Here is a 20,163-nt window from a genome sequence, read left to right on the forward strand (position 1 = left end):
AGCCACCCGGGCCGGTCGGACGCGCGATGCGGTTGCTGGTCCCCGACCGCCAGGCGCACCACGCGCCCGCCCCTCACTGGCCCGGCCTCACTCGTCGCCCTCCAAGTCGCCTTCCGTCTCCAGGAACGCCTGCTTCAGCGCTTCCAGGACCGCCGGGTCCGGCTTGGCCCACATGCCGCGCGACTCGGCCTCCAGGAGGCGTTCCGCGATGCCGTGCAGCGCCCACGGGTTGGCTTCCTGGAGGAACGCGCGGTTCTCGGGGTCCAGGACGTACGTCTCGGTGAGCTTGTCGTACATCCAGTCGGCGACGACCCCGGTCGTGGCGTCGTACCCGAAGAGGTAGTCGACGGTCGCGGCCAGTTCGAACGCGCCCTTGTAGCCGTGGCGGCGCATCGCCTCGATCCAGCGCGGGTTGACGACCCGGGCGCGGAAGACGCGGGACGTCTCTTCGACGAGGGTGCGCGTGCGCACGGTCTCGGGGCGGGTCGAGTCGCCGATGTACGCCTCGGGGGCGGTGCCCCGCAGCGCGCGCACGGTGGCGACCATGCCGCCGTGGTACTGGAAGTAGTCGTCCGAGTCGGCGATGTCGTGTTCGCGGGTGTCCGTGTTCTTCGCGGCGACGGCGATCCGCTTGTACGCGGTCTCCATCTCCTCCCGTGCCGGACGCCCGTCCAGCTCGCGCCCGTACGCGTAGCCGCCCCACACCGTGTACACCTCGGCGAGGTCGGCGTCGGTGCGCCAGTCGCGGGAGTCGATGAGCTGGAGGATGCCCGCGCCGTACGTGCCGGGCCGGGATCCGAAGATCCGGGTGGTGGCGCGGCGTTCGTCGCCGTGGGCCGCCAGGTCGGCCTGGGTGTGGGCGCGGACGTGGTTGGACTCGGCCGGCTCGTCCAGCGAGGCGGCCAGCCGCACCGCGTCGTCCAGCAGTCCGATGGTGTGCGGGAACGCGTCGCGGAAGAAGCCGGAGATGCGCAGGGTGACGTCGATGCGGGGGCGGCCCAGTTCCTCCAGCGGGATGGGCTCGAGGCCGTTGACGCGCCGCGACGCGTCGTCCCACACCGGGCGGATGCCGAGCAGGGCCAGCGCCTCGGCGACGTCGTCGCCGCTGGTGCGCATCGCGCTGGTGCCCCACAGGGACAGGCCGACCGACGTGGGCCACTCGCCGTTGTCCGCCTTGTACCGCTCGAGGAGCGAGTCGGCCAGCGCCTGGCCGGTCTCCCACGCGAGGCGGGAGGGCACGGCCTTGGGGTCGACGGAGTAGAAGTTGCGGCCGGTCGGCAGGACGTTGACCAGGCCGCGCAGGGGCGAGCCGGACGGGCCGGCCGGGACGAACCCGCCGTTGAGCGCGTGCACGGCGTGGTGCAGCTCGTCGGTGGTCGCGGCGAGGCGCGGTACGACCTGGCGGGCGGCGAAGTCGAGGATGTCGGCGACGGCCGGGCCGTACCCCTCCGCGACGGAGGAGACGGCGGCCGGGTCCCATTCCGCGGCCTCCATCGCCTCGACCAGCGCCCGCGCCGCGGCCTCGGCCTCGTCGGCCGTGGTGCGGGTGGCGGCGGACTCGTCGAGGCCGAGGGCCTCGCGGAGTCCGGGCAGGGCCTGCGTGCCGCCCCAGATCTGCCGGGCGCGCAGGATGGAGAGGACCAGGTTGATCCGCTCGGGGCCGGTCGGCGCCCCGCCGAGTACATGCAGACCGTCCCTGATCTGGGCGTCCTTGACCTCGCACAGCCAGCCGTCGACGTGCAGCAGGAAGTCGTCGAAGCCGTCGTCGTCGGGGCGGTCCTCCAGACCGAGGTCGTGGTCGAGCTTGGCGGCCTGGATGAGGGTCCAGATCTGCGCGCGGATCGCGGGCAGCTTCGCCGGGTCCATGGAGGAGATCGCCGCGTACTCGTCGAGGAGCTGTTCCAGGCGGGCGATGTCGCCGTACGACTCGGCGCGCGCCATCGGCGGCACCAGGTGGTCGACGAGCGTGGCGTGCACGCGCCGCTTGGCCTGGGTGCCCTCGCCGGGGTCGTTGACGAGGAACGGGTAGACGAGCGGCAGGTCGCCGAGCGCGGCGTCCGGGCCGCACGCGGCGGACAGACCGGCGTTCTTGCCGGGCAGCCACTCCAGGTTGCCGTGCTTGCCGAGGTGGACCATGGCGTCGGCGCCGAACCCGCCGTCCTCCGCGCGGGCGGCGATCCAGCGGTAGGCGGCCAGGTAGTGGTGGGACGGCGGCAGGTCCGGGTCGTGGTAGATCGCGATCGGGTTCTCGCCGAAGCCGCGCGGCGGCTGGATGAGGATCAGCAGGTTCCCGCGGCGCAGCGCCGCGAGCACGATGTCGCCTTCCGGGTCGCCTTCGGCGGTGCGGGACCGGTCGAGGAACATCTCGCCGGGCGCGGGCCCCCAGTGCTCCTCGACGTGTGCGCGGAGCTCCGCCGGGAGCGTGGCGTACCAGCGCTTGTAGTCGGCGGCGGGGATGCGGACGGGGTTGCGGGCGAGCTGTTCCTCGGTGAGCCAGTCCTGGTCGTGGCCGCCGACCTCGATGAGGGCGCGGATCAGCTCGTCGCCGTCGCCCGACACGAGACCCGGGATGTCCTCCACGGGCCCGAAGTCGTAGCCCTCCTCGCGGAGCCGCCGCAGCAGCGCCACGGCGGACGCGGGCGTGTCGAGGCCGACCGCGTTGCCGATGCGGGAGTGCTTGGTCGGGTACGCGGAGAGGACCAGGGCGAGGCGCTTGTCCGCGTTGGGGATGTGGCGGAGCCGGGCGTGGCGTACGGCGATCCCGGCGACGCGCGCGGCGCGTTCGGCGTCGGCGACGTAGGCGGGCAGCCCGTCCTCGTCGATCTCCTTGAAGGAGAACGGGACGGTGATGAGGCGGCCGTCGAACTCGGGGACGGCGACCTGGCTGGCCGCGTCGAGCGGGGACAGGCCCTCGTCGTTCTCCTCCCAGGCGCTGCGCGGCCCGGTCAGGCACAGGGCCTGCAGGACGGGCACGTCGAGCCGGGCGAGCGCGCCGGCGTCCCAGGCGTCCTCGTCGCCGCCGGCCTGGGCTGCGGCGGGCTTGGTGCCGCCGGCCGCGAGGACGGTGGTGACGATCGCGTCGGCGCCGCGCAGCCGGTCGAGGAGTTCGGGTTCGGGGGCGCGCAGGGATGCCACGTACAGGGGGAGGGCCCGGCCGCCCGCGTCCTCGACGGCGTCGCAGAGGGCGCCGACGAACGCGGTGTTGCCGCTCATGTGGTGGGCGCGGTAGTAGAGCACGGCGACGGTGGGGCCGTCGGTGTTCCTCGGCTCGCGCTCCAGCGGACCCCAGGTGGGGGCGGCGGCGGGCGGCTCGAAGCCGTGGCCGGTCAACAGGACCGTGTCGGACAGGAATCGGGCGAGCTGGGCCAGATTGTCCGGTCCGCCGTGCGCGAGGTAGGCGTGCGCCTCGGTGGCGACGCCGATGGGGACGGTGGAGGCCGCCATCAGCTGGGCGTCGGGGGCCTGTTCGCCGGTGAGCACGACGACGGGCCGGTCCTGCGCCAGCAGCAGGTCGAGGCCCTCCTCCCAGGCCCGCAGTCCGCCGAGGAGGCGTACGACGACGAGGTCGACGCCGTCGAGGAGGGTGGGCAGCTCGTCCGGGGAGAGCCGGGAGGGGTTGGCGAACCGGTAGGCGACGGGGCCGTCGGCCGCGCGGGCGCTCAGCAGGTCGGTGTCGGAGTGCGACAGGAGCAGGATCATGCGCGTGCCTGGCCTTCCTCGGGGTGTCCGCGCCCCGGGTGGTCGTGAGGACGGCGGGAGTTCCTGGCTCACCGGGCCGTGGGGTCCGGTTCACAGTGGCGGGACCGCGCCGGATTCTCACCGGGCTTCCTCCCTAGGGTCCTGGGACCCTGTGCCGTCTGCATAGTAGAGGCTGCGCGTATGCTCGCCGCCATGCCGCCCACACCGACAACACCCCCGGACGGGGGCGAATCCCGCATACCGGACGCCGTACGGACCCCAGCACAGGCTCCAGCACAGGCCCCCGCACAGGCCCCTGTGCGGACCTCCACGCGGGCACCGGAGCGGGCCGCCGGGCAGGACCACGTCCGGGGCCAAGTCCGGGACCAAGTCCGGGGCCAAGTCCGGGGCCTCGTCCGGGACCGAGTCCGGGGCCAAGTCCGGGAACGGGGTGACGCCTGCCCCGGCGCACTGCGGCTGCACAGCGCGGACGACGGCGGACTGGCCCGGCTCCGCCTGCCCACCGGCGTACTGACGGGACGTCAACTCTCCGTGCTGGCCGACGCGGCCGACCGGCTCGGCGACGGCGGCCTCGGCATCACCTCGCGCGGCAACATCGACCTGCGCGGGCTGCCCGACGACTGCGGCACCGCCCTCGCCGAACTCCTCGACGAGGCCGGTCTCCTGCCGTCGGCGGCACACGAGCGGATCCGGAACATGGTCGTCTCGCCGCTCGCCGGAATCGACGGACGGGCGTACGGGGACGCGCACGTGTGGGCGCGCGAGCTGGACGCGCTGCTGTGCGCCGAGGCGTGGACGACGGCGCTGTCAGGGCGCTTCCTGTTCGCCGTGGACGACGGGCGCGGTGACGTGGCCGGCCTGGGCGGCGATGTGACGTTGCTCGCAGAGCCGGACGGCCGCGCTCTGGTACGGATCGGGGGCGCGGACCGGGCCCGGTCGTGGCGGGTGTCCGGGGCCGACGCCCCGAGGGCCGCGCTCGCCGCCGCCGAGGCGTTCCTCGCGGCCGCCCGGGAGGCCGGAAACGGCGCCTGGCGGATGGCGGAGCTGCCGGCGGGGCAGTCCATCGAGGTGAACGTGACGGAGTACCTGGAGCGCGCGGGCGTGGCGGCCGAGGCCACCGCGCCGGGCACGCTTCCCGTGGGCGCCCCGCCCGAGCCCGGCGTCATCGCCGACCGGGCCGTGTCGGTCGTCGCGCCCCTGGGGCGGGTCACCACCGCCCAGGCGCGGGCGCTGCTGCCCGCGCCGGACGACGAGGTGCGGGTGACGCCCTGGCGCGGCTTCGTCCTGCCCGGGTTCGCGGACCGGGCGGCGGCCGGGGCACGGCTGGCCGAACTGGACGAGGCGGGTTTCCTCACCCGTACCGGCTCGCCGTGGCTCGGGGTCAGCGCCTGTACGGGGCGGCCGGGCTGCGGCAAGGCCCTGGCCGACGTACGGGAGGACGCGCGCCCGCTGGAGCACGGGCTGCCCGTCCACTGGTCGGGCTGCGCCCGCCGCTGCGGCCATCCGCAGGGCGACTGGGTGGACGTCCTGGCCACCGCCGACGGCACGTACGACATCACGGTACGCACCACCGGCAGCACTGGAAGCACCGGAAGCACCGCCACCGCATGACACACCCCCACTCCCACACAGGCACAGCCCACGCCACAGCCACAGCCACATGGGCAGGCACAGGCACAGAGATGAGCGGAAGCAGAGTGTTCGACTACGAGAAGGACGGCGCGGAGATCTACCGCCGCTCCTTTGCCACGATCCGCGCCGAGGCGGATCTCGCGGGACTGCCCGCCGACGTCAGCCAGGTCGCCGTGCGGATGATCCACGCGTGCGGCATGGTCGACCTGGTCCGCGACCTCGCCTACACCCCGCGGGTGGTGTCCCGTGCCCGCGCGGCGCTGCGGGCCGGTGCCCCGATCCTGTGCGACGCGCAGATGGTGGCGAGCGGTGTCACGCGCAAGCGGCTGCCCGCCGACAACGACGTGATCTGCACCCTGTCGGACCCGTCGGTCCCGGGTCTCGCGGCCGAGCTGGGCACGACCCGCAGCGCCGCCGCCCTGGAGCTGTGGCGGGACCGGCTGGAGGGCTCGGTCGTCGCCATCGGCAACGCGCCCACCGCGCTCTTCCATCTGCTGGAGATGATCGCCAAGGGCGCGCCCCGCCCGGCCGCCGTCCTCGGCATCCCAGTGGGCTTCATCGGCGCGGCCGAGTCGAAGGACGCCCTGGCGGACTCGGAGCTCAAGCTGGACCACATCGTCGTACGGGGCAGGCGCGGCGGCAGCGCGATGGCCGCCGCGGCGATCAACGCGATAGCGAGCGAGGCGGAATGAGCACGCGGGTTTCACGTGAAACAGCGGCCGGCAAGCTGTACGGCGTGGGGCTCGGCCCCGGCGACCCGTCGCTGATGACGGTCCGCGCGGTGGAGGTCATCGCGCAGGCGGACGTCGTGGCGTACCACTGCGCCCGGCACGGCCGTTCCATCGCGCGCTCCATCGCGGCGAAGCACATCCGTGACGACCACGTCGAAGAGCGCCTGATGTACCCGCTGACCGTGGAGACCACGGACCACCCGGGCGGGTACCGGGGCGCGCTGAACGACTTCTACGAGGAGGCGTCGGCGCGGCTGGCCGCGCACCTGGACGCGGGCCGGACGGTCGCGGTGCTCGCCGAGGGCGACCCGCTGTTCTACGGCTCGTACCAGCACATGCACAAGCGACTGGCCCACCGTTACGACACGGAGGTCGTCCCGGGCGTCACCTCGGTCAGCGCGGCGGCGGCGACGATCGGCAAGCCCCTGGTGGAGGCCGAGGAGATCCTGACGATCATCCCCGGCACGCTGCCCGAGGAGGAGCTGACGGCCCGTCTCGCGGCCACCGACTCGGCGGTGGTGATGAAGCTGGGCCGTACGTTCCCGACGGTGCGCCGCGCCCTGGACCGTACGGGCCGGCTGGCGGACGCGCACTACGTCGAGCGGGCCACCATGGAAGGCCAGCGCACGGCGCCGCTGTCGGGCGTGGACCCGGAATCGGTGCCGTACTTCTCGGTCGCGGTGCTCCCGTCCCGCATCGACACGCCGGTCGAGCCGTCCGGGCGGGGCGAGGTCCTGGTGGTCGGCACGGGTCCGGCGGGCGCGCGCTGGCTCACACCCGAGACACGGGGCGCGCTGGCGTCGGCGACGGACCTGGTCGGCTACACCACCTACCTCGACCGGGTGCCGGTGCGCCCGGGGCAGGAGCGGCACGGCTCCGACAACAAGGTGGAGTCGGAGCGGGCGGAGTTCGCGCTGGACCTGGCGCGGCGCGGGCGGCGCGTGGCGGTGGTGTCGGGCGGCGACCCGGGTGTCTTCGCCATGGCGACGGCGGTGCTGGAGGTCGCGTCGCAGGAGGAGTACGCGGACGTCCCGGTCCGCGTCCTCCCCGGGGTCACCGCGGCGAACGCGGCGGCGGCGAAGGCGGGTGCGCCGCTGGGCCACGACTACGCCACCATCTCCCTGTCGGACCGGCTCAAGCCGTGGGAGGTCATCGCGGAACGCCTCCGCGCGGCGGCGGCCGCCGATCTGGTGCTGGCGCTCTACAACCCCGGTTCACGCAGCCGTACGTGGCAGGTCGCCAAGGCGCGGGAACTGCTCCTGGAGCACCGGGCGCCCGGGACGCCGGTGGTCGTGGCGAGGGACGTGGGCGGCGCGGAGGAGTCGGTCCGGGTGATCACCCTGGCGGAGCTGGACCCGGCGGAGATCGACATGCGGACCCTGCTGCTGATCGGCTCGTCCCAGACACGGGCGGTGCGGCGGGGCGACGGCGGCACGGTGGCCTGGACGCCCCGCCGCTACCCGGAGGGCTGAGCGATGGTCCGGGGGCGGCACCGCACGGGCGGTGCCGCCACGGGGAGTGCCGCCACGGTGGGTGCCGCCCCCTTCCCCTCCCGGAACCTAGGCTCCGGAACGCAGGAAGGCCCTTCCCTGGCCGGACGCGGATCCGCACGACCGCTTCTCGGCGGCCGTCATCGCGCGGGTCTTCACGACCACGGCGTTGCTCTTCCCGTCCGTACCGTTCTTCGCGGGACCGGTGACGGTGTCGCCGAAGAACCAGTAGTAGTGCCCCCACTTGGGGCTGTCGTAGTGGGTCTGCCAGGTTCCGGTGACCCGCTGCATCACCTGGGCGCGGGAGATCCAGCCCACCTCCCCCGGCCGCACCGTCATGGTCAGCGAGCTGCTCTCCGAGTGGCTGCTCGACCAGCTGCGGCTGTAGTTCGCCGTCACGCTGAGGTCGATCAGACCCGCTATCTTGCCGCCCGCCGTGACGGACACCCCGAGGGAGTCCGTGGCGCCGACGGTGTCGTCCCAGCTCATCGTCTGCGTCACGGCCGACGAGCTGCAGTTGAACAGCGAGTCGGACACCTGCCGGAACTCGCCGAGATACGCCTCGCCGAGCTTCGGCGAGTTGAAGGTGCACTTGCCGAGGCCCGAGGCGCAGTCCGCCGTGAGCTCCTGGCGCGTCGGCTGCTCCGCCGCGGCCGCGGGCGACGCGGCCACCCCGAGGAGTCCACAGGCGGCCGCCGCCACCAGGGCCGCGGCACGCCGGGAGCGGCGCGGGCTCGTCTTCGTCGTCATTCGGTACCTCTCACACTGCGCTGGGGGGGTCGGTGTCCTGGAGCGTCCTGGGCGAACACCGTGCACACCGTGAACACCATGAACACCGTGAACACGTGAACACCGCGAGCACCTGAACACCGCCTGATGCGCGGGTGATTGTGCCGTGCACTCGCGGGGCCACCCCCGAGAACGGGCCACGGAGGCCGAATCAATTCGGTCGTCCCATCCCTCGCGGGCTCTCTAAGGTGCCGCGCATGACTCCTCCCTCCGCACCTGCCGTGTCGCGCCTCCGCCTGGAGAAGGTCACTCCCGACAACGTGCTGGCGGCCTGCCGCCTCACCGTCCGCCCCGAGCAGGAACGGTTCGTGGCCCCGGTGGCCAGGTCGCTGGCGGAGGCTTACGCGCAACCCGACGTCGCCTGGCCGAGGCTGGTCTTCGACGGTGAGCGGCTGGTCGGCTTCGTGATGGCCTTCTTCGACGTACGGTTCCACCCCGACGACCCGGACGACCGGCCCCGCTCGGGGCTGTGGCGGCTGGCCGTGGCGGCCGGCGAGCAGGGCCGGGGGTACGGCCGCTTCGCGGTGGGGGCGGTGTGCGAGGAGGTCCGGCGGCGCGGCGGCTCACGCGTGACGGTGAGCTGGGTGCCGGGCGAACACGGCCCCGAGCCGTTCTACCGCGCCCTCGGCTTCCGCCCCACGGGAGAGATGGACGAGGACGAGGTCGTAGCGGAGCTGGAGCTGAACCCGCAGCCGGGGCTGGATCTGGAGCCGGAGCCGCCGCGCCCCTGACACACTGGCGGCGTGACGCACGTGACGGAACTGAACGGCCGTCCGGCCACCCCGGAGGAGCTGAGGGCCCTCGCCCTCACGAACTACGGCCACTTCACCACCCTGCGCGTGGAGGACGGCCGGGTACGCGGCCTGGACCTGCACCTCCGGCGCCTGGCCCAGGACTGCGCGACGGTGTTCGGCGTACCCCTGGACACGGACCTGACCCGTACCCGCATCCGCCGGGCCGTGGGGGGACGCCCAGGACCGGTCATGGCCCGCGTGACGGTCTTCGACCCGGCACTGGACATCGGCCGCCCGGCCGCACCCGGCACACCGCACGTCCTCGTCACCACCCGCCCGGCCGGCGCGCTGCCGGCACCCCCACTGCGCCTGCGGTCCACCGCGTACGTCCGCGACCTCCCGGCCGTGAAACACACGGGCCTGTTCGGCGCCCTGCACGCCCGCCGCGCGGCCCAGCTCGCCGGCTACGACGACGCCCTGTTCCACGGCCCGGACGACCACGTGTCGGAGGGCCCGACCTGGAACATCGGCTTCGTCGACCACACGGGCACCGTCGTCTGGCCCGCCGCCCCGGTGCTGCCCGGCGTCACCATGACCCTGCTCCAGCGGCACCACGCCCACACCACCGCACCGATCCCCCTCCCCGCCGCCCACCGCATGCGCGCCGCGTTCGCCACCGGCACGGGCATCGGCGTCCGCGCCATCGCCGCCCTGGACGACAACCCGCTCGCCCCCGACGACCCCGCCCTCACCACTCTCCGCACCACCCACCACGCCATCCCCCAGGACCCCCTCTGACGACCGGCTCCGGGCCGCAGGGGCTCACCCGATCTTCGTCCAGGGCTTGCAGTCCGACGCCTCGAACGCTGCGTCAGCAGGGGCGATCTTGACGACGATCTGCCCCTTCGCATTGCCGTTGGCGATGATGTCGTCGGCCTCTCCGGTGGTGTCACTGAGCCGGGCCCAGTAGCACAAGGCGGTGTCGGCCCCGTCGCTGCGATAGGTGCCCGGCTGGATGTCCTCGCCGACAAGGAAGACGCCGTCGCCGGGGATGTCGCCTGCGGGGGGCGTCCTGTCCTTCGCGGTGGGGTCGGCGGAGCCTGTGGCCAGAGTGTGCCGAGTGGCCGTCACGGTCCGGGTGGGGCCGGGTTCCGCCGTGTTCTCGGCGTTGTCACCGGGAAGCCCGATCAGGACTCCGAAGATCATGCCTCCGAAAGCGGCCGCCGAGTGGGTCAGAACGGACCTGCGTCCGGACCTGGGCGGGGCCGGCGCACGCGGTGCCTGGCCCCAGGGGGCCCCGCGCAGTGGGCCGGACGGAGGTCCGCTTCCGCTCATGGAACCAGGGTGCGCCCGCCCGGCGCGCCCCGCACGGCCGGAGGCGAGGGGGACACCCGCCCGGCGCCTTCAGGCGGGGAGGCCGAGCGTCCAGGTGGTCGCCTCTTCGACGGTCCTGGCTACCGGGACGCCCGGGGGCGGCGGGGGGCGGCGGACGATGACGACCGGCAGGCCGGCCTCGCGGGCGGCGGTGAGTTTCGGGGCGGTCGCCGCGCCGCCGCTGTCCTTGGTGACGAGGACGTCGATCCCGTACGTACGGAGCACCTCGCGCTCGCCGGGCAGGGTGAACGGGCCCCGGTCGAGCAGGACGTCCAGGTGCGGGGGGTGCGGGGGCTCCGGCGGGTCCACCGAACGGACCAGGAACCAGGCGTCGGTGACCCCGGCGAAGGCGGCCAGGCCCATCCGCCCGGTCGTCAGGAAGATCCGGCGGCCCAGTGCGCGGGCCGTCTGCGCCGCCTCCTCCAGCGAGGCGACCGGATGCCAGGCGTCGCCGTCGACGGGGGTCCACCCGGGCCGCCGCAGCGCCAGCAGGGGAACATGGGACGCGGCGGCGGCCCGCGCCGCGTTGAAACTGATCGTCCCCGCGAAAGGGTGAGTGGCGTCGATGACCGCGTCCACCTGGTGCTCGCACAGCCACCGGGCCAGGCCCTCGGCCCCGCCGAACCCGCCGATCCGCACATCGCCCGGCGGCAGCCTCGGGGCGGCGACCCGGCCGGCGAGCGAACTCGTGACCCGTACCGTCCCGTGGTGGGCGCCGGTGAGGGTCTCCGCCAGGCGGCGGGCCTCGGTGGTGCCGCCGAGGATCAACACGTGCATCGGGAACCGTCCATGAGTACGAGCGGGGGGCGCAGCGCCCAACTCAAGCACACCGGCCTCCGGTCGGGCTGGACGACCGGCGCCTGTGCGACGGCGGCCGCGACCGCCGCGTACACGGCCCTGCTGACCGGGGACTTTCCCGACCCGGTCACCATCACCCTGCCCAAGGGACAGACGCCCGCGTTCGCACTGGCCGCCGAGGAGCTGACGTACGGCGCGGAGGCCGCGGAAGGCCCAGAGGACGCGGGGAAGCCGACGGGCACGGGAAAGCCGACGAGCACGGCGGACGCGGAAGGCCCAGAGGACGCGGGGATGCCGACGGGCACGGGGAAGCCGATGGGCGCCCGCGCCATGGCCGGGATCGTCAAGGATGCCGGTGACGATCCGGACGTGACCCATGGCGCGCTCGTCCGGGCCACGGTCCGGCTCCTGCCGCCCGGCTCCGGGGTGGTGTTCCGTGCCGGTCCCGGCGTCGGTACGGTCACCCGCCCCGGTCTGCCCCTCGCGGTCGGCGAGCCCGCCATCAACCCGGTGCCCCGGCAGCTGATCCGGGACCATGTGGCGAAGGTCGCCGCCGCGCACGGCGGCACCGGCGACGTCGAGGTGACCGTCTCCGTCGACCACGGCGAGGAGATCGCCCGCTCGACCTGGAACCCGCGCCTCGGCATCCTGGGCGGTCTCTCCATCCTCGGCACGACGGGGATCGTCGTCCCGTACTCCTGCTCCGCCTGGATCGACTCCATCCGCCGGGGCGTGGACGTGGCCCGCGCGGCGGGCCGTACGCATGTCGCCGGGTGCACCGGCTCGACGTCCGAGCGGACGGTGACGTCCCTGTACGACCTGCCGGAGGACGCCCTGCTGGACATGGGCGACTTCGCGGGCGCGGTGCTCAAGTACATCCGGCGGCACCCGGTCGACCGGCTCACCATCTGCGGCGGCTTCGCCAAGCTGTCCAAGCTGGCGGCCGGTCATCTGGACCTGCACTCGGCGCGCTCCCAGGTGGACAAGGCGTTCCTGGCGGAGCTGGCCCGCGCGGCCGGCGCCGACGAGGCCCTCGTCGCCGAGGTCGCCGCCGCGAACACGGGCCTGGCCGCCCTCCAGTCGTGCGCCGCGCGCGGGGTCCCGCTGGGCGACCGGGTCGCCGAGACCGCCCGCGACGAGGCCCTCGCGGTACTGCGGGGCGCCCCGGTCGTGGTCGACGTGGTGTGCATCGACCGCGCGGGCACGATCGTGGGCCGCAGCACCCCGGCCTGACGGCCCTGCCCGGCCGACTCCACATGGCGGCCCCGCCCCGCCCGCCCCGCCCGGCAAGGGGCGGCCCAGCGGCCAGCGGGCCCGGCAGCCCGTCGGTCACCCGGGTTCCCCGCGCCCCCGCGCGCCGAGGTGTTCCGTGATGCGCGCGCGCATCGGGCGCCGCGAAAGGGCCTGCAGCGTCTCGTCGACCAGCCGGTCCAGCGAGTAGGGGAGTTCGGCGTCCAGGGCCTCGGCCGCCCGCGCCGTCGCGGCCCATTCCGCGTCCAGGACCGGGAGCAGCGCCTCGGCCTTCGGGGTGAGGCGGGCGACGCGCCGGCGGGCGTCGGCCGGGTCGGGCGCGAGGCTGACCAGATCCTCCTTGACCAGTTGGGCGACGGTCTGGCTGGCGGCCGAGTGGGTGACGCCGACGAGGGCGGCGATGTCCCGGATGGCGCGCGGCCCCTCGGCGGCCAGGGCGCGGACGACGGGCGTGTAGCGGGGGCGGAAGCCGGCCAGGCCGAGGTCGGCGTAGACGGCCGCGACCTCGCCGTCGAGGAGTTCGATGAGATGGCGGAGCCGGGTGCCGAGCAGTTCCATGGACGGTAATGTAACAGCGCTGTTGTATTTCGTGGGAGCCGGAGTTGAGGGGTGGCACGGATGGTCCTGTATCCGGAGATCGAGCCGCACGAGCAGGGGATGCTCGACGTGGGCGACGGGAACCGCGTCCACTGGGAGGTCTGCGGCAACCCGGCGGGCAAGCCCGCGCTCGTCGTGCACGGCGGCCCCGGTTCTGGCCGGAACCCGAACGCGCGGCGCCTCTTCGACCCCGCCAGGTACCGGATCGTCCTCTTCGACCAGCGCGGCTGCGGCCGCAGCACCCCGCACGCCAGCGACCCCGCCGCCGACATGGGCGTCAACACCACGGTCCACCTCGTCGCCGACATGGAACGGCTGCGCGTCCACCTCGGTATCGACAGATGGCTGCTGTACGGCGGCTCCTGGGGCTCGACGCTGATCCTCGCGTACGCCGAGCGGCACCCCGAACGCGTCTCACAGATCGTCATCTCCGCCGTCACCACGACCCGCCGCTCGGAGATCGCCTGGCTGTACGAGGGCGTCGGCCGGTTCTTCCCCGAAGCCTGGCAGCGCTTCCGCGAGGGCTCGGGCACCGGCGCCCGCACCGCCGCCGAGCTCGTCGCCGCCTACGCCCGGCTCACCTGCCACCCGGACCCGGCCGTACGGGAGCGGGCCACGGCCGACTGGTGCGCCTGGGAGGACGCGGTCGTCTCCCTGGAGGGCGCCGGTGCCCCGTACGGCGACCGGCCGGACGCGGCACGACTCGCGCTCGTCCGCATCTGCGCCCACTACTTCGCGCACGGCGCCTGGCTCGCGGAAGGCGCTCTGCTGCATGACGCGCACCGCCTCGCGGGCATCCCGGGCGTCCTCGTCCACGGCCGCCTCGACCTGGGCGGACCACTCGCGACCGCGTGGGAACTCGCCCGCGCCTGGCCGGACGCGGAGCTGATCGTGGTGGACGACTCGGGCCACCTCGGTACGGAGTCGACACGGGCTCAGGTCGTCGCCGCCCTTGACCGGTTCGCCGCCGCACGCGCCGCGTAGGCCGTACGACCCAGGCCCGAACGGCCCGGATCACCCTGATGCCCCGTACGTGAGCGCCAGGTGACCCGACGGGCGGACGCCGCCGTGCACCCGGGCGTCTGGGGCACGATCATCGGTCCATGAGCACCCCCGCGATCCACCTCGCCCAACAGCCCGAGGCCGACGCCCTCCTGAGCCGCAGTCCGCTGGCCGCGCTCACCGGCATGCTCCTGGACCAGCAGATCCCCATGGAGTGGGCGTTCTCCGGGCCGTGGACCCTGGCGCAGCGCATGGGCGCCGACGACCTGGACGCGCACGAGATCGCCGCGTACGACCCCGAGGCGTTCGCGGCGCTCCTGTCGGCCAAACCGGCCGTGCACCGCTACCCGGGCTCGATGGCCCAGCGGATCCAGCAGCTGTGCCGGTACCTCGTCGACGAGTACGGCGGGGACGCGAGCGCCGTGTGGTCGGACGCCGCCACCGGCGACGAGCTGCTCGACAGGCTCCAGGCGCTGCCCGGGTTCGGCAGGCAGAAGGCACAGATCTTCCTGGCGCTGCTCGGCAAGCAGTACGGCGTACGGCCGACGGGCTGGCGTGAGGCGGCGGGCCCGTACGGCGAGGAGGGCGCCCACCGTTCCGCCGCGGACATCACGGGGCCGGAGTCCCTCGCCAAGGTGCGGGCGTACAAGCAGGAGACCAAGCGCGCGGCCAAGGAGGCCACCCCGGCCAAGGTGACCAAGGCCGACAAACCGTCCAAGTCCGCCAAACCGTCCAGGACCGCCACGACCACCACGACGGCCGAAGCGACCAAGGGAACCAAGGGAACCAAGGCCGCCAAGTCAGCCAACGCGGCCAAGTCGACCAACACGGCCAACACGGCCAACACGGCCAAAAGCACCAGGCCCACCGGAACTTCTTCGGCCGACTGACCTCGGATGATACGAAAACCATGAAACATGGCGTGAGTTGTGGCACACCTGTTCACAGAAGCCCGACGGGTCGCTAGCTTCCCTTCATCTCTCATCCCTCTGGGAAGGACCTCTGTGAACGCATCCTCTCGCAGAGCCGTGGCCACCCTGGCCGCAGCCGCACTCGCGACCCCGCTTCTGCTGGCCTCCGCCTCTCCCGCCTCCGCCGACCGGCACCCCGGGACAGCAGCGGCCGAGTCCGCCACGAAGCTGGCGGGGAAGCTGGTCGACTCGGCGTCCGCCGACAGCGCGTACAAGCACCTGGTGAAGTTGCAGAAGATAGCCGACTCGGCCGGCGGCAACCGCGCCGCGGGCACGCTCGGTTACGACGCCTCCGCCGCGTACGTCTACCAGCAGCTCAAGAAGGCCGGGTACGACGTCTCGTACCAGAACTTCGACTTCATCTACACCGAGACGCTGGCGCAGCGGCTCGCCGTCGTGTCGCCGGCGCCCCGCGACATCACCATCTCCGCGATGACGTACACCAAGTCGTCGCCGGTCGGCGGCACGAAGGCCGCCCTGGTCGCCGCACCCCTCGACGAGGACGGCTCGCACGGCTGCGAGCCGACGGACTTCGCGACCGACACCTTCAGCGGCAAGATCGCGCTCATCAAGCGCGGCGGCTGCACGTTCGCGGCGAAGCAGGCCAACGCCGCCGCCGCGGGCGCCATCGGTGCCATCGTCTACAACAACGTGGAAGGCAGCCTCGCCGGCACCCTCGGCTCGCCCGAGGCCGGCAAGATCCCCACGGGCGGCATCGGCAAGGCGGAGGGCGAGCGGCTCGCCGCCGACCTGGCCGCCGGCCCGGTGGAGGTCGACCTGGAGATCCGCCAGCTCCAGGAGAAGCGGACCACCCGGAACGTCATCGCCGAGACGCGGCGCGGCAACGCCGCCAACACCGTGATGCTCGGCTCGCACCTGGACTCGGTCGTCGCCGGCCCGGGCATCAACGACAACGGCTCCGGCTCGGCCGGGCTGCTCGATGTCGCGCTCAAGTTCGCCAAGTACAAGGACCAGACCACCAACAAGGTGCGGTTCGCCTGGTGGGGCGCGGAGGAGAACGGCCTCCTGGGGTCCGAGCACTACGTCGACAACCTCGACGACCTCGGCCGCAAGGAGATCAAGCTCTACCTCAACTTCGACATGATCGCCTCCCCGAACTACGGCCTGTTCGTGTACGACGGTGACAACTCCGACGGTGTCGGCGCCCCGGCGGGACCGACGGGCTCGGCGCAGCTGGAGCGCGACATCAACGAGTTCCTCGACAGCAAGGGCACGCCGCACGAGGGCACGGACTTCACCGGGCGCTCCGACTACGGCCCCTTCATCGCGGTGGGCATCCCGTCCGGTGGCACGTTCACCGGCGCGGAGGGCGTCAAGACCGTCAAGCAGGCGGAGAAGTTCGGCGGCACGGCCGGTGTCGCGTACGACCCCTGCTACCACGCGGCGTGCGACGACATCGACAACATCAACATGACGGCGTTCGACGTGAACATCGACGTCATCGCCAACGCGGTCGGCACCTACGCCCACGACCTGAGCTCGCTGCGCAAGCCGGTCGAGTTCGTCCCGACCGACGGTGACGCGGGCAGCGGTGGCGGCCTGCACGAGGACCACGACCACGAGGTCACCGAGTAACACCGTCCCTCTCACGTACGGACGCGCAGACGGACGGACGTACGTTCGGGGCGGCGCGCCGCCGCCGGTCTCACCGCCGGCGGCGGCGCGCCGTTCCACGCACCCACCGGACGGCTCCGCCGACCCCTCAACGACCCCCCAACGACCCCTCATCGACCCTTCATCGACGCTTCCCGCACGTCCTCAGCGAAGCCTTGGGGCTTCCTCGTGGCCGCCTCGCTTTCACTCAGAGCGGGCAGCCCTCCTCGATTGATGCGCTTTCGCCCCCTTTCGGTGGGTTTTCGGCAGCAGCGCGCTGCCGCCGCGTGGCTGCGCCGGGAGCCGCTCGCCCGGTAGGCTTTCCGTGTGATCTTCAAGCGCATCGGCAACGGGCGGCCGTATCCCGACCACGGCCGGGAAAGCACCCGACAGTGGGCGGATGTCGCGCCGCGTCCGGTCCGCCTCGATCAGCTCGTGACCACCAAGGGACAGCTGGACCTGGAAACCCTGCTCGCCGAGGACTCCACGTTCTACGGCGACCTCTTCGCGCACGTCGTGAAGTGGCAGGGCGACCTCTACCTGGAGGACGGGCTGCACCGCGCGGTACGCGCGGCACTCCAGCAGCGGCAGGTGCTGCACGCCCGGGTGCTCGAGCTCGACTGAGCCTTTCCGGGACGTTTCCCACCCATCCGGCCCCCTGCATTGATCGTTTAGTAGGCATAGTCGCGGGGCGGCATTACGCTGCGCCCATGAGCATGCTCACTCCCCCCGGTATGGGTGGAAAGTACCGCATCACGGGTAACGCCTACCCGCGGATGCGCCGCCCCCGTCGCCGACGCCGGATCGTGCTCGCGGCCCTCGCCGCGGCCGTCTCCCTCGGCCTGGCCGGCTGGGGAACACTCCAGCTCATCGATGTCTTCGGCGGCGGCAGCGGCGACAAGAAGCGCACGACGGCCGCCGGCTCCCGCTGCTCCCCCGCCAAGCCCGCCGCGCCCGCCGCGCCCCGGCAGGTGCTGCCCAAGCCCGGCGACATCACGGTGAACGTCTACAACGCGACCCCGCGCGGCGGGCTCGCCAAGACGACCGCCGACGAGCTGAAGAAGCGCGGCTTCGCCATCGGCAAGGTCGGCAACGCCACCGCCGCGTACGACAAGAAGGTCCCGGGCACCGGCATACTGCTCGGCGCCCCCGGCGCGACCAAGGGTGCCTTCCCCGTCCTCGGGACGCAGCTGAAGGGCGCCACGGTCAAGACGGACACCCGCGCGACGGCGGATGTGGACCTGATCATCGGCAGCGGGTTCAAGACCCTCGCGACGCCGGAGGACGCGACCGCGGCGATGACCGCGCTCACGCGCCCCGCGCCCGCACCCACCCCCAGCGGCTGCTGACCCCGGCAGCCGTCCGGGACCGTCCCCCGTCGACGCCGTCACCGTCCGCCAGCCGTCCGCGACCGCGACCGCGACCGCGACCGCACCCAGTCGACACCGTCACCGCCCGGCAGCCGACCGCGACCGTACCCGGGTGGCACCGTCCGTGCCGACCCGGGCGCCCGGTCGCGGGGCCGGCGATCACCTGGGCCGAACGGTCGCGGGGCCGGCGATCACCTGGGCCGAACGGTGTGTGCCGGCCCGCGTGCGGCGGCCCGCGTGCGGCGGCTCGCTACTCGGCGGCGCCGTACATGCGGTCGCCCGCGTCGCCCAGGCCCGGGACGATGTAGCCGTGCTCGTTGAGGCGCTCATCGATCGACGCCGTGACCACGGTGACCGGCGCTCCGGCCAGCTCCCGCTCCATCACCTCGACGCCCTCGGGCGCGGCCAGCAGCACCACGGCGGTCACGTCGTCGGCGCCGCGCTCGATCAGCTCCCGGATCGCCGCGACCAGCGTGCCGCCCGTGGCCAGCATCGGGTCCAGGACGTACACCTGGCGGCCCGAGAGGTCCTCCGGCATCCGCGTCGCGTAGGTCGACGCCTCCAGCGTCTCCTCGTTGCGGATCATGCCCAGGAAGCCCACCTCGGCGGTCGGCAGGAGCCGGACCATGCCGTCGAGCATGCCCAGGCCCGCCCGCAGGATCGGCACGACCAGCGGCCGCGGATGCGACAGCTTCACACCGGTCGTCGCGGTCACGGGGGTCTCGATGTCGACCCGCTCGGTGCGCACGTCCCGGGTCGCCTCGTACGCGAGCAGGGTGACCAGCTCGTCGGCGAGGCGCCGGAAGGTCGGGGAGTCGGTGCGCTTGTCGCGCAGAGTGGTGAGTTTGTGCGCCACCAACGGGTGGTCGACGACGTGGATCCGCATGCCCACAACAGTAGCTCTCACTGGCATCAACCCAGGCAACGGAGGGAAAGTGGAGTCGAAGGACCCAGCCTGGGGGTGGTGTGGCGATGCCGGACCCGAGAGAGCCTGAGCGGGGACAGGAGCGGGGACAGGAGCGGCGGAAGCGGCGTGAGCCGCGCGAACGGCCGCCGGAGCAGTCGCGGGAGCAGCAGGAGAGCGACGCGGACCGCCGCAGGCGCCGCGCCCAGTTCCTGCGTGAGCTGAACGAGGCGAAGGCCCTTCGCGAACGCGTCCAGCCGCGCCGGGCCAGGGCCGCGCGGATGCGCCAGGCGATGCGTATGCGCAGCTTCCGCTGGTGACAGCGGGTAACCGCGGGATGACACCGGAACCACTCCGGCAACCACCCGGGTGACACCGGCCGGGCCGCGGGCTCAGACTGGTGCACGACGCAAGAGCGGAACGGCTCTCCTCAGGCCCTCGCATCTGCCACGATGCCGAGTGGGCGGGGCATTCAGGAGCGTGCCGCCCGATCGTCACACCTCTGATCAGTGGGAGAGTCACGGTGTACTTCGCCGCACTGCTCGCGCGCACCGAAGACGGGTGGGAAGCGAGCGACACAGAGCTCGACGGTGTGGAGACCTTGTCGGATCTGACCGACTTGGCACGGGAAGCCTCGGTGGACGACGACACGGTCCTCGTCTACATCGAGCAGGAAGACGTGTGGTTCGGCATCGTCCGCGTCGAGGGCGAGGACGATCCCCGTATCTACGTCTCGGACGGCGCGGCCGCCGCCCGCTCCTCGTACGGGGAGATGCTCACCAAGGAACTGCTGGGCGACGACCAGGACGACGACGGCACCGACCTGGACGCGCTGGACCTCGACGGCACCGAGGACGGGGAGCCGGACGACGACGAGGAGGAGACGGACACGCCGGCCGGGGCCGTTCCCCCGGCCGAGCCGGTCGGCGACCGGCAGATCCTGGACGACCTGGGCCTGTCGGAGAAGGACCTGCTGGCGCTGGACACGGAGGCACTGGCCGAGATCGCGGACGCGCTGGGCGCGTCGGAGGTACTGGAGACCGTCCGCTAGTGCACGACCCCGCACCCGTTCCCGTACCCGACCCTCAACCCGACCCCCGACCCGACCCCCGACCCGACCCCCGACCCGACGCCCGACCGGACCCCCGACCGGCCCCTCGGTCAGGACCCCCGCCCGGCGCTCGGCCAGGGCCGCTGTCCGCTGCCC

Annotated in this window: 18 protein-coding genes, 1 pseudogene and 1 riboswitch; of the genes and pseudogenes, 13 read left to right on the plus strand and 6 right to left on the minus strand. The window is 73.2% G+C overall.

The window, feature by feature from the left end; genetic code table 11:
* Positions 1-87: 87 nt before the first annotated feature.
* The gene (gene cobN / locus ACGF5U_RS13100) at positions 88-3,699 is read right to left on the minus strand and encodes a cobaltochelatase subunit CobN (protein WP_392710180.1); all 3,612 of its coding nucleotides are present in this window, start codon (positions 3,697-3,699) and stop codon (positions 88-90) included.
* 38 nt (positions 3,700-3,737) lie between these two features.
* Positions 3,738-3,867: riboswitch (cobalamin riboswitch) on the minus strand.
* Between the two features lie 129 nt (positions 3,868-3,996).
* Between cobN and ACGF5U_RS13105 the strand changes: the two genes are divergently transcribed.
* The 3 genes from ACGF5U_RS13105 (at position 3,997) to ACGF5U_RS13115 (ending at position 7,534) form a co-directional block, all read left to right on the plus strand.
* The gene (locus tag ACGF5U_RS13105) at positions 3,997-5,310 is read left to right on the plus strand and encodes a cobalamin biosynthesis protein CobG (RefSeq protein WP_392710182.1); all 1,314 of its coding nucleotides are present in this window, start codon (positions 3,997-3,999) and stop codon (positions 5,308-5,310) included.
* Positions 5,311-5,381: 71 nt separating this feature from the next.
* Positions 5,382-6,023, plus strand: a complete 642-nt coding sequence (locus ACGF5U_RS13110) for a precorrin-8X methylmutase (RefSeq protein WP_392710184.1) — start codon at positions 5,382-5,384, stop codon at positions 6,021-6,023.
* A complete protein-coding gene (locus ACGF5U_RS13115; protein WP_392710185.1) occupies positions 6,020-7,534 on the plus strand; it encodes a precorrin-2 C(20)-methyltransferase in 1,515 nt (504 codons plus the stop codon). Before ACGF5U_RS13110 ends, ACGF5U_RS13115 begins: the two co-directional genes overlap by 4 nt.
* A gap of 87 nt (positions 7,535-7,621) precedes the next feature.
* Here ACGF5U_RS13115 and ACGF5U_RS13120 read toward each other — a convergent pair whose 3' ends face one another.
* Positions 7,622-8,302 carry a hypothetical protein gene (locus tag ACGF5U_RS13120; protein WP_392710187.1) on the minus strand — a complete coding sequence of 227 codons (681 nt, stop codon included), beginning with the start codon at positions 8,300-8,302 and terminating at the stop codon, positions 7,622-7,624.
* 236 nt (positions 8,303-8,538) lie between these two features.
* Between ACGF5U_RS13120 and ACGF5U_RS13125 the strand changes: the two genes are divergently transcribed.
* Both ACGF5U_RS13125 and ACGF5U_RS13130 read left to right on the plus strand, forming a co-directional pair.
* Entirely contained in the window at positions 8,539-9,072 is a 534-nt protein-coding gene (locus ACGF5U_RS13125) for a GNAT family N-acetyltransferase (protein ID WP_392710189.1), read from the plus strand.
* 12 nt (positions 9,073-9,084) lie between these two features.
* A complete protein-coding gene (locus ACGF5U_RS13130) occupies positions 9,085-9,873 on the plus strand; it encodes an aminotransferase class IV family protein (RefSeq protein ID WP_392710190.1) in 789 nt (262 codons plus the stop codon).
* A gap of 24 nt (positions 9,874-9,897) precedes the next feature.
* Here the strand turns inward: ACGF5U_RS13130 and ACGF5U_RS13135 are convergent, their stop codons facing one another.
* The gene (locus tag ACGF5U_RS13135) at positions 9,898-10,281 is read right to left on the minus strand and encodes a hypothetical protein (RefSeq protein WP_392710192.1); all 384 of its coding nucleotides are present in this window, start codon (positions 10,279-10,281) and stop codon (positions 9,898-9,900) included.
* Positions 10,282-10,479: 198 nt separating this feature from the next.
* A complete protein-coding gene (locus ACGF5U_RS13140; RefSeq protein WP_392710194.1) occupies positions 10,480-11,226 on the minus strand; it encodes a cobalt-precorrin-6A reductase in 747 nt (248 codons plus the stop codon).
* 12 nt (positions 11,227-11,238) lie between these two features.
* On the opposite strand from ACGF5U_RS13140, the gene ACGF5U_RS13145 reads away from it, so the two are divergent.
* Entirely contained in the window at positions 11,239-12,480 is a 1,242-nt protein-coding gene (locus ACGF5U_RS13145; RefSeq protein WP_392710196.1) for a cobalt-precorrin-5B (C(1))-methyltransferase, read from the plus strand.
* A 96-nt stretch (positions 12,481-12,576) separates the two neighbouring features.
* On the opposite strand, the gene ACGF5U_RS13150 is transcribed toward ACGF5U_RS13145, so the two are convergent.
* A complete protein-coding gene (locus tag ACGF5U_RS13150) occupies positions 12,577-13,056 on the minus strand; it encodes a MarR family winged helix-turn-helix transcriptional regulator (protein WP_392710198.1) in 480 nt (159 codons plus the stop codon).
* A gap of 60 nt (positions 13,057-13,116) precedes the next feature.
* Between ACGF5U_RS13150 and pip the strand changes: the two genes are divergently transcribed.
* The 5 genes and pseudogenes from pip to ACGF5U_RS13175 all read left to right on the plus strand — a co-directional run bounded on the left by pip (position 13,117) and on the right by ACGF5U_RS13175 (position 18,031).
* Entirely contained in the window at positions 13,117-14,079 is a 963-nt protein-coding gene (pip, locus tag ACGF5U_RS13155; RefSeq protein WP_392710200.1) for a prolyl aminopeptidase, read from the plus strand.
* 119 nt (positions 14,080-14,198) lie between these two features.
* A pseudogene (locus ACGF5U_RS13160) lies at positions 14,199-14,777 on the plus strand (HhH-GPD-type base excision DNA repair protein); the annotation flags it as partial.
* 348 nt (positions 14,778-15,125) lie between these two features.
* On the plus strand, positions 15,126-16,664 hold the full coding sequence (locus ACGF5U_RS13165; protein ID WP_392710652.1) for a M28 family metallopeptidase: 1,539 nt from the start codon (positions 15,126-15,128) through the stop codon (positions 16,662-16,664).
* A gap of 345 nt (positions 16,665-17,009) precedes the next feature.
* Positions 17,010-17,306: a type II toxin-antitoxin system VapB family antitoxin gene (locus ACGF5U_RS13170; protein WP_003999914.1), complete on the plus strand. Its 297-nt coding sequence runs from the start codon at positions 17,010-17,012 to the stop codon at positions 17,304-17,306.
* Positions 17,307-17,392: 86 nt separating this feature from the next.
* Positions 17,393-18,031 carry a LytR C-terminal domain-containing protein gene (locus ACGF5U_RS13175; RefSeq protein ID WP_392710202.1) on the plus strand — a complete coding sequence of 213 codons (639 nt, stop codon included), beginning with the start codon at positions 17,393-17,395 and terminating at the stop codon, positions 18,029-18,031.
* 271 nt (positions 18,032-18,302) lie between these two features.
* On the opposite strand, the gene upp is transcribed toward ACGF5U_RS13175, so the two are convergent.
* Positions 18,303-18,938, minus strand: a complete 636-nt coding sequence (gene upp, locus ACGF5U_RS13180; RefSeq protein WP_392710204.1) for a uracil phosphoribosyltransferase — start codon at positions 18,936-18,938, stop codon at positions 18,303-18,305.
* Between the two features lie 86 nt (positions 18,939-19,024).
* Here upp and ACGF5U_RS13185 point away from each other — a divergent pair, with 86 nt between their 5' ends.
* Together ACGF5U_RS13185 and ACGF5U_RS13190 are read left to right on the plus strand one after the other, a co-directional pair.
* Complete coding sequence (locus ACGF5U_RS13185; protein ID WP_392710206.1) at positions 19,025-19,276, plus strand: hypothetical protein; 252 nt, start codon at positions 19,025-19,027, stop codon at positions 19,274-19,276.
* Positions 19,277-19,479: 203 nt separating this feature from the next.
* On the plus strand, positions 19,480-20,007 hold the full coding sequence (locus ACGF5U_RS13190; RefSeq protein ID WP_392710207.1) for a hypothetical protein: 528 nt from the start codon (positions 19,480-19,482) through the stop codon (positions 20,005-20,007).
* Positions 20,008-20,163: the final 156 nt, after the last annotated feature.

It is taken from the genome of Streptomyces sp. NPDC047886 (assembly GCF_043204435.1).
In the GTDB taxonomy this organism is placed as follows: Bacteria; Actinomycetota; Actinomycetes; order Streptomycetales; family Streptomycetaceae; genus Streptomyces.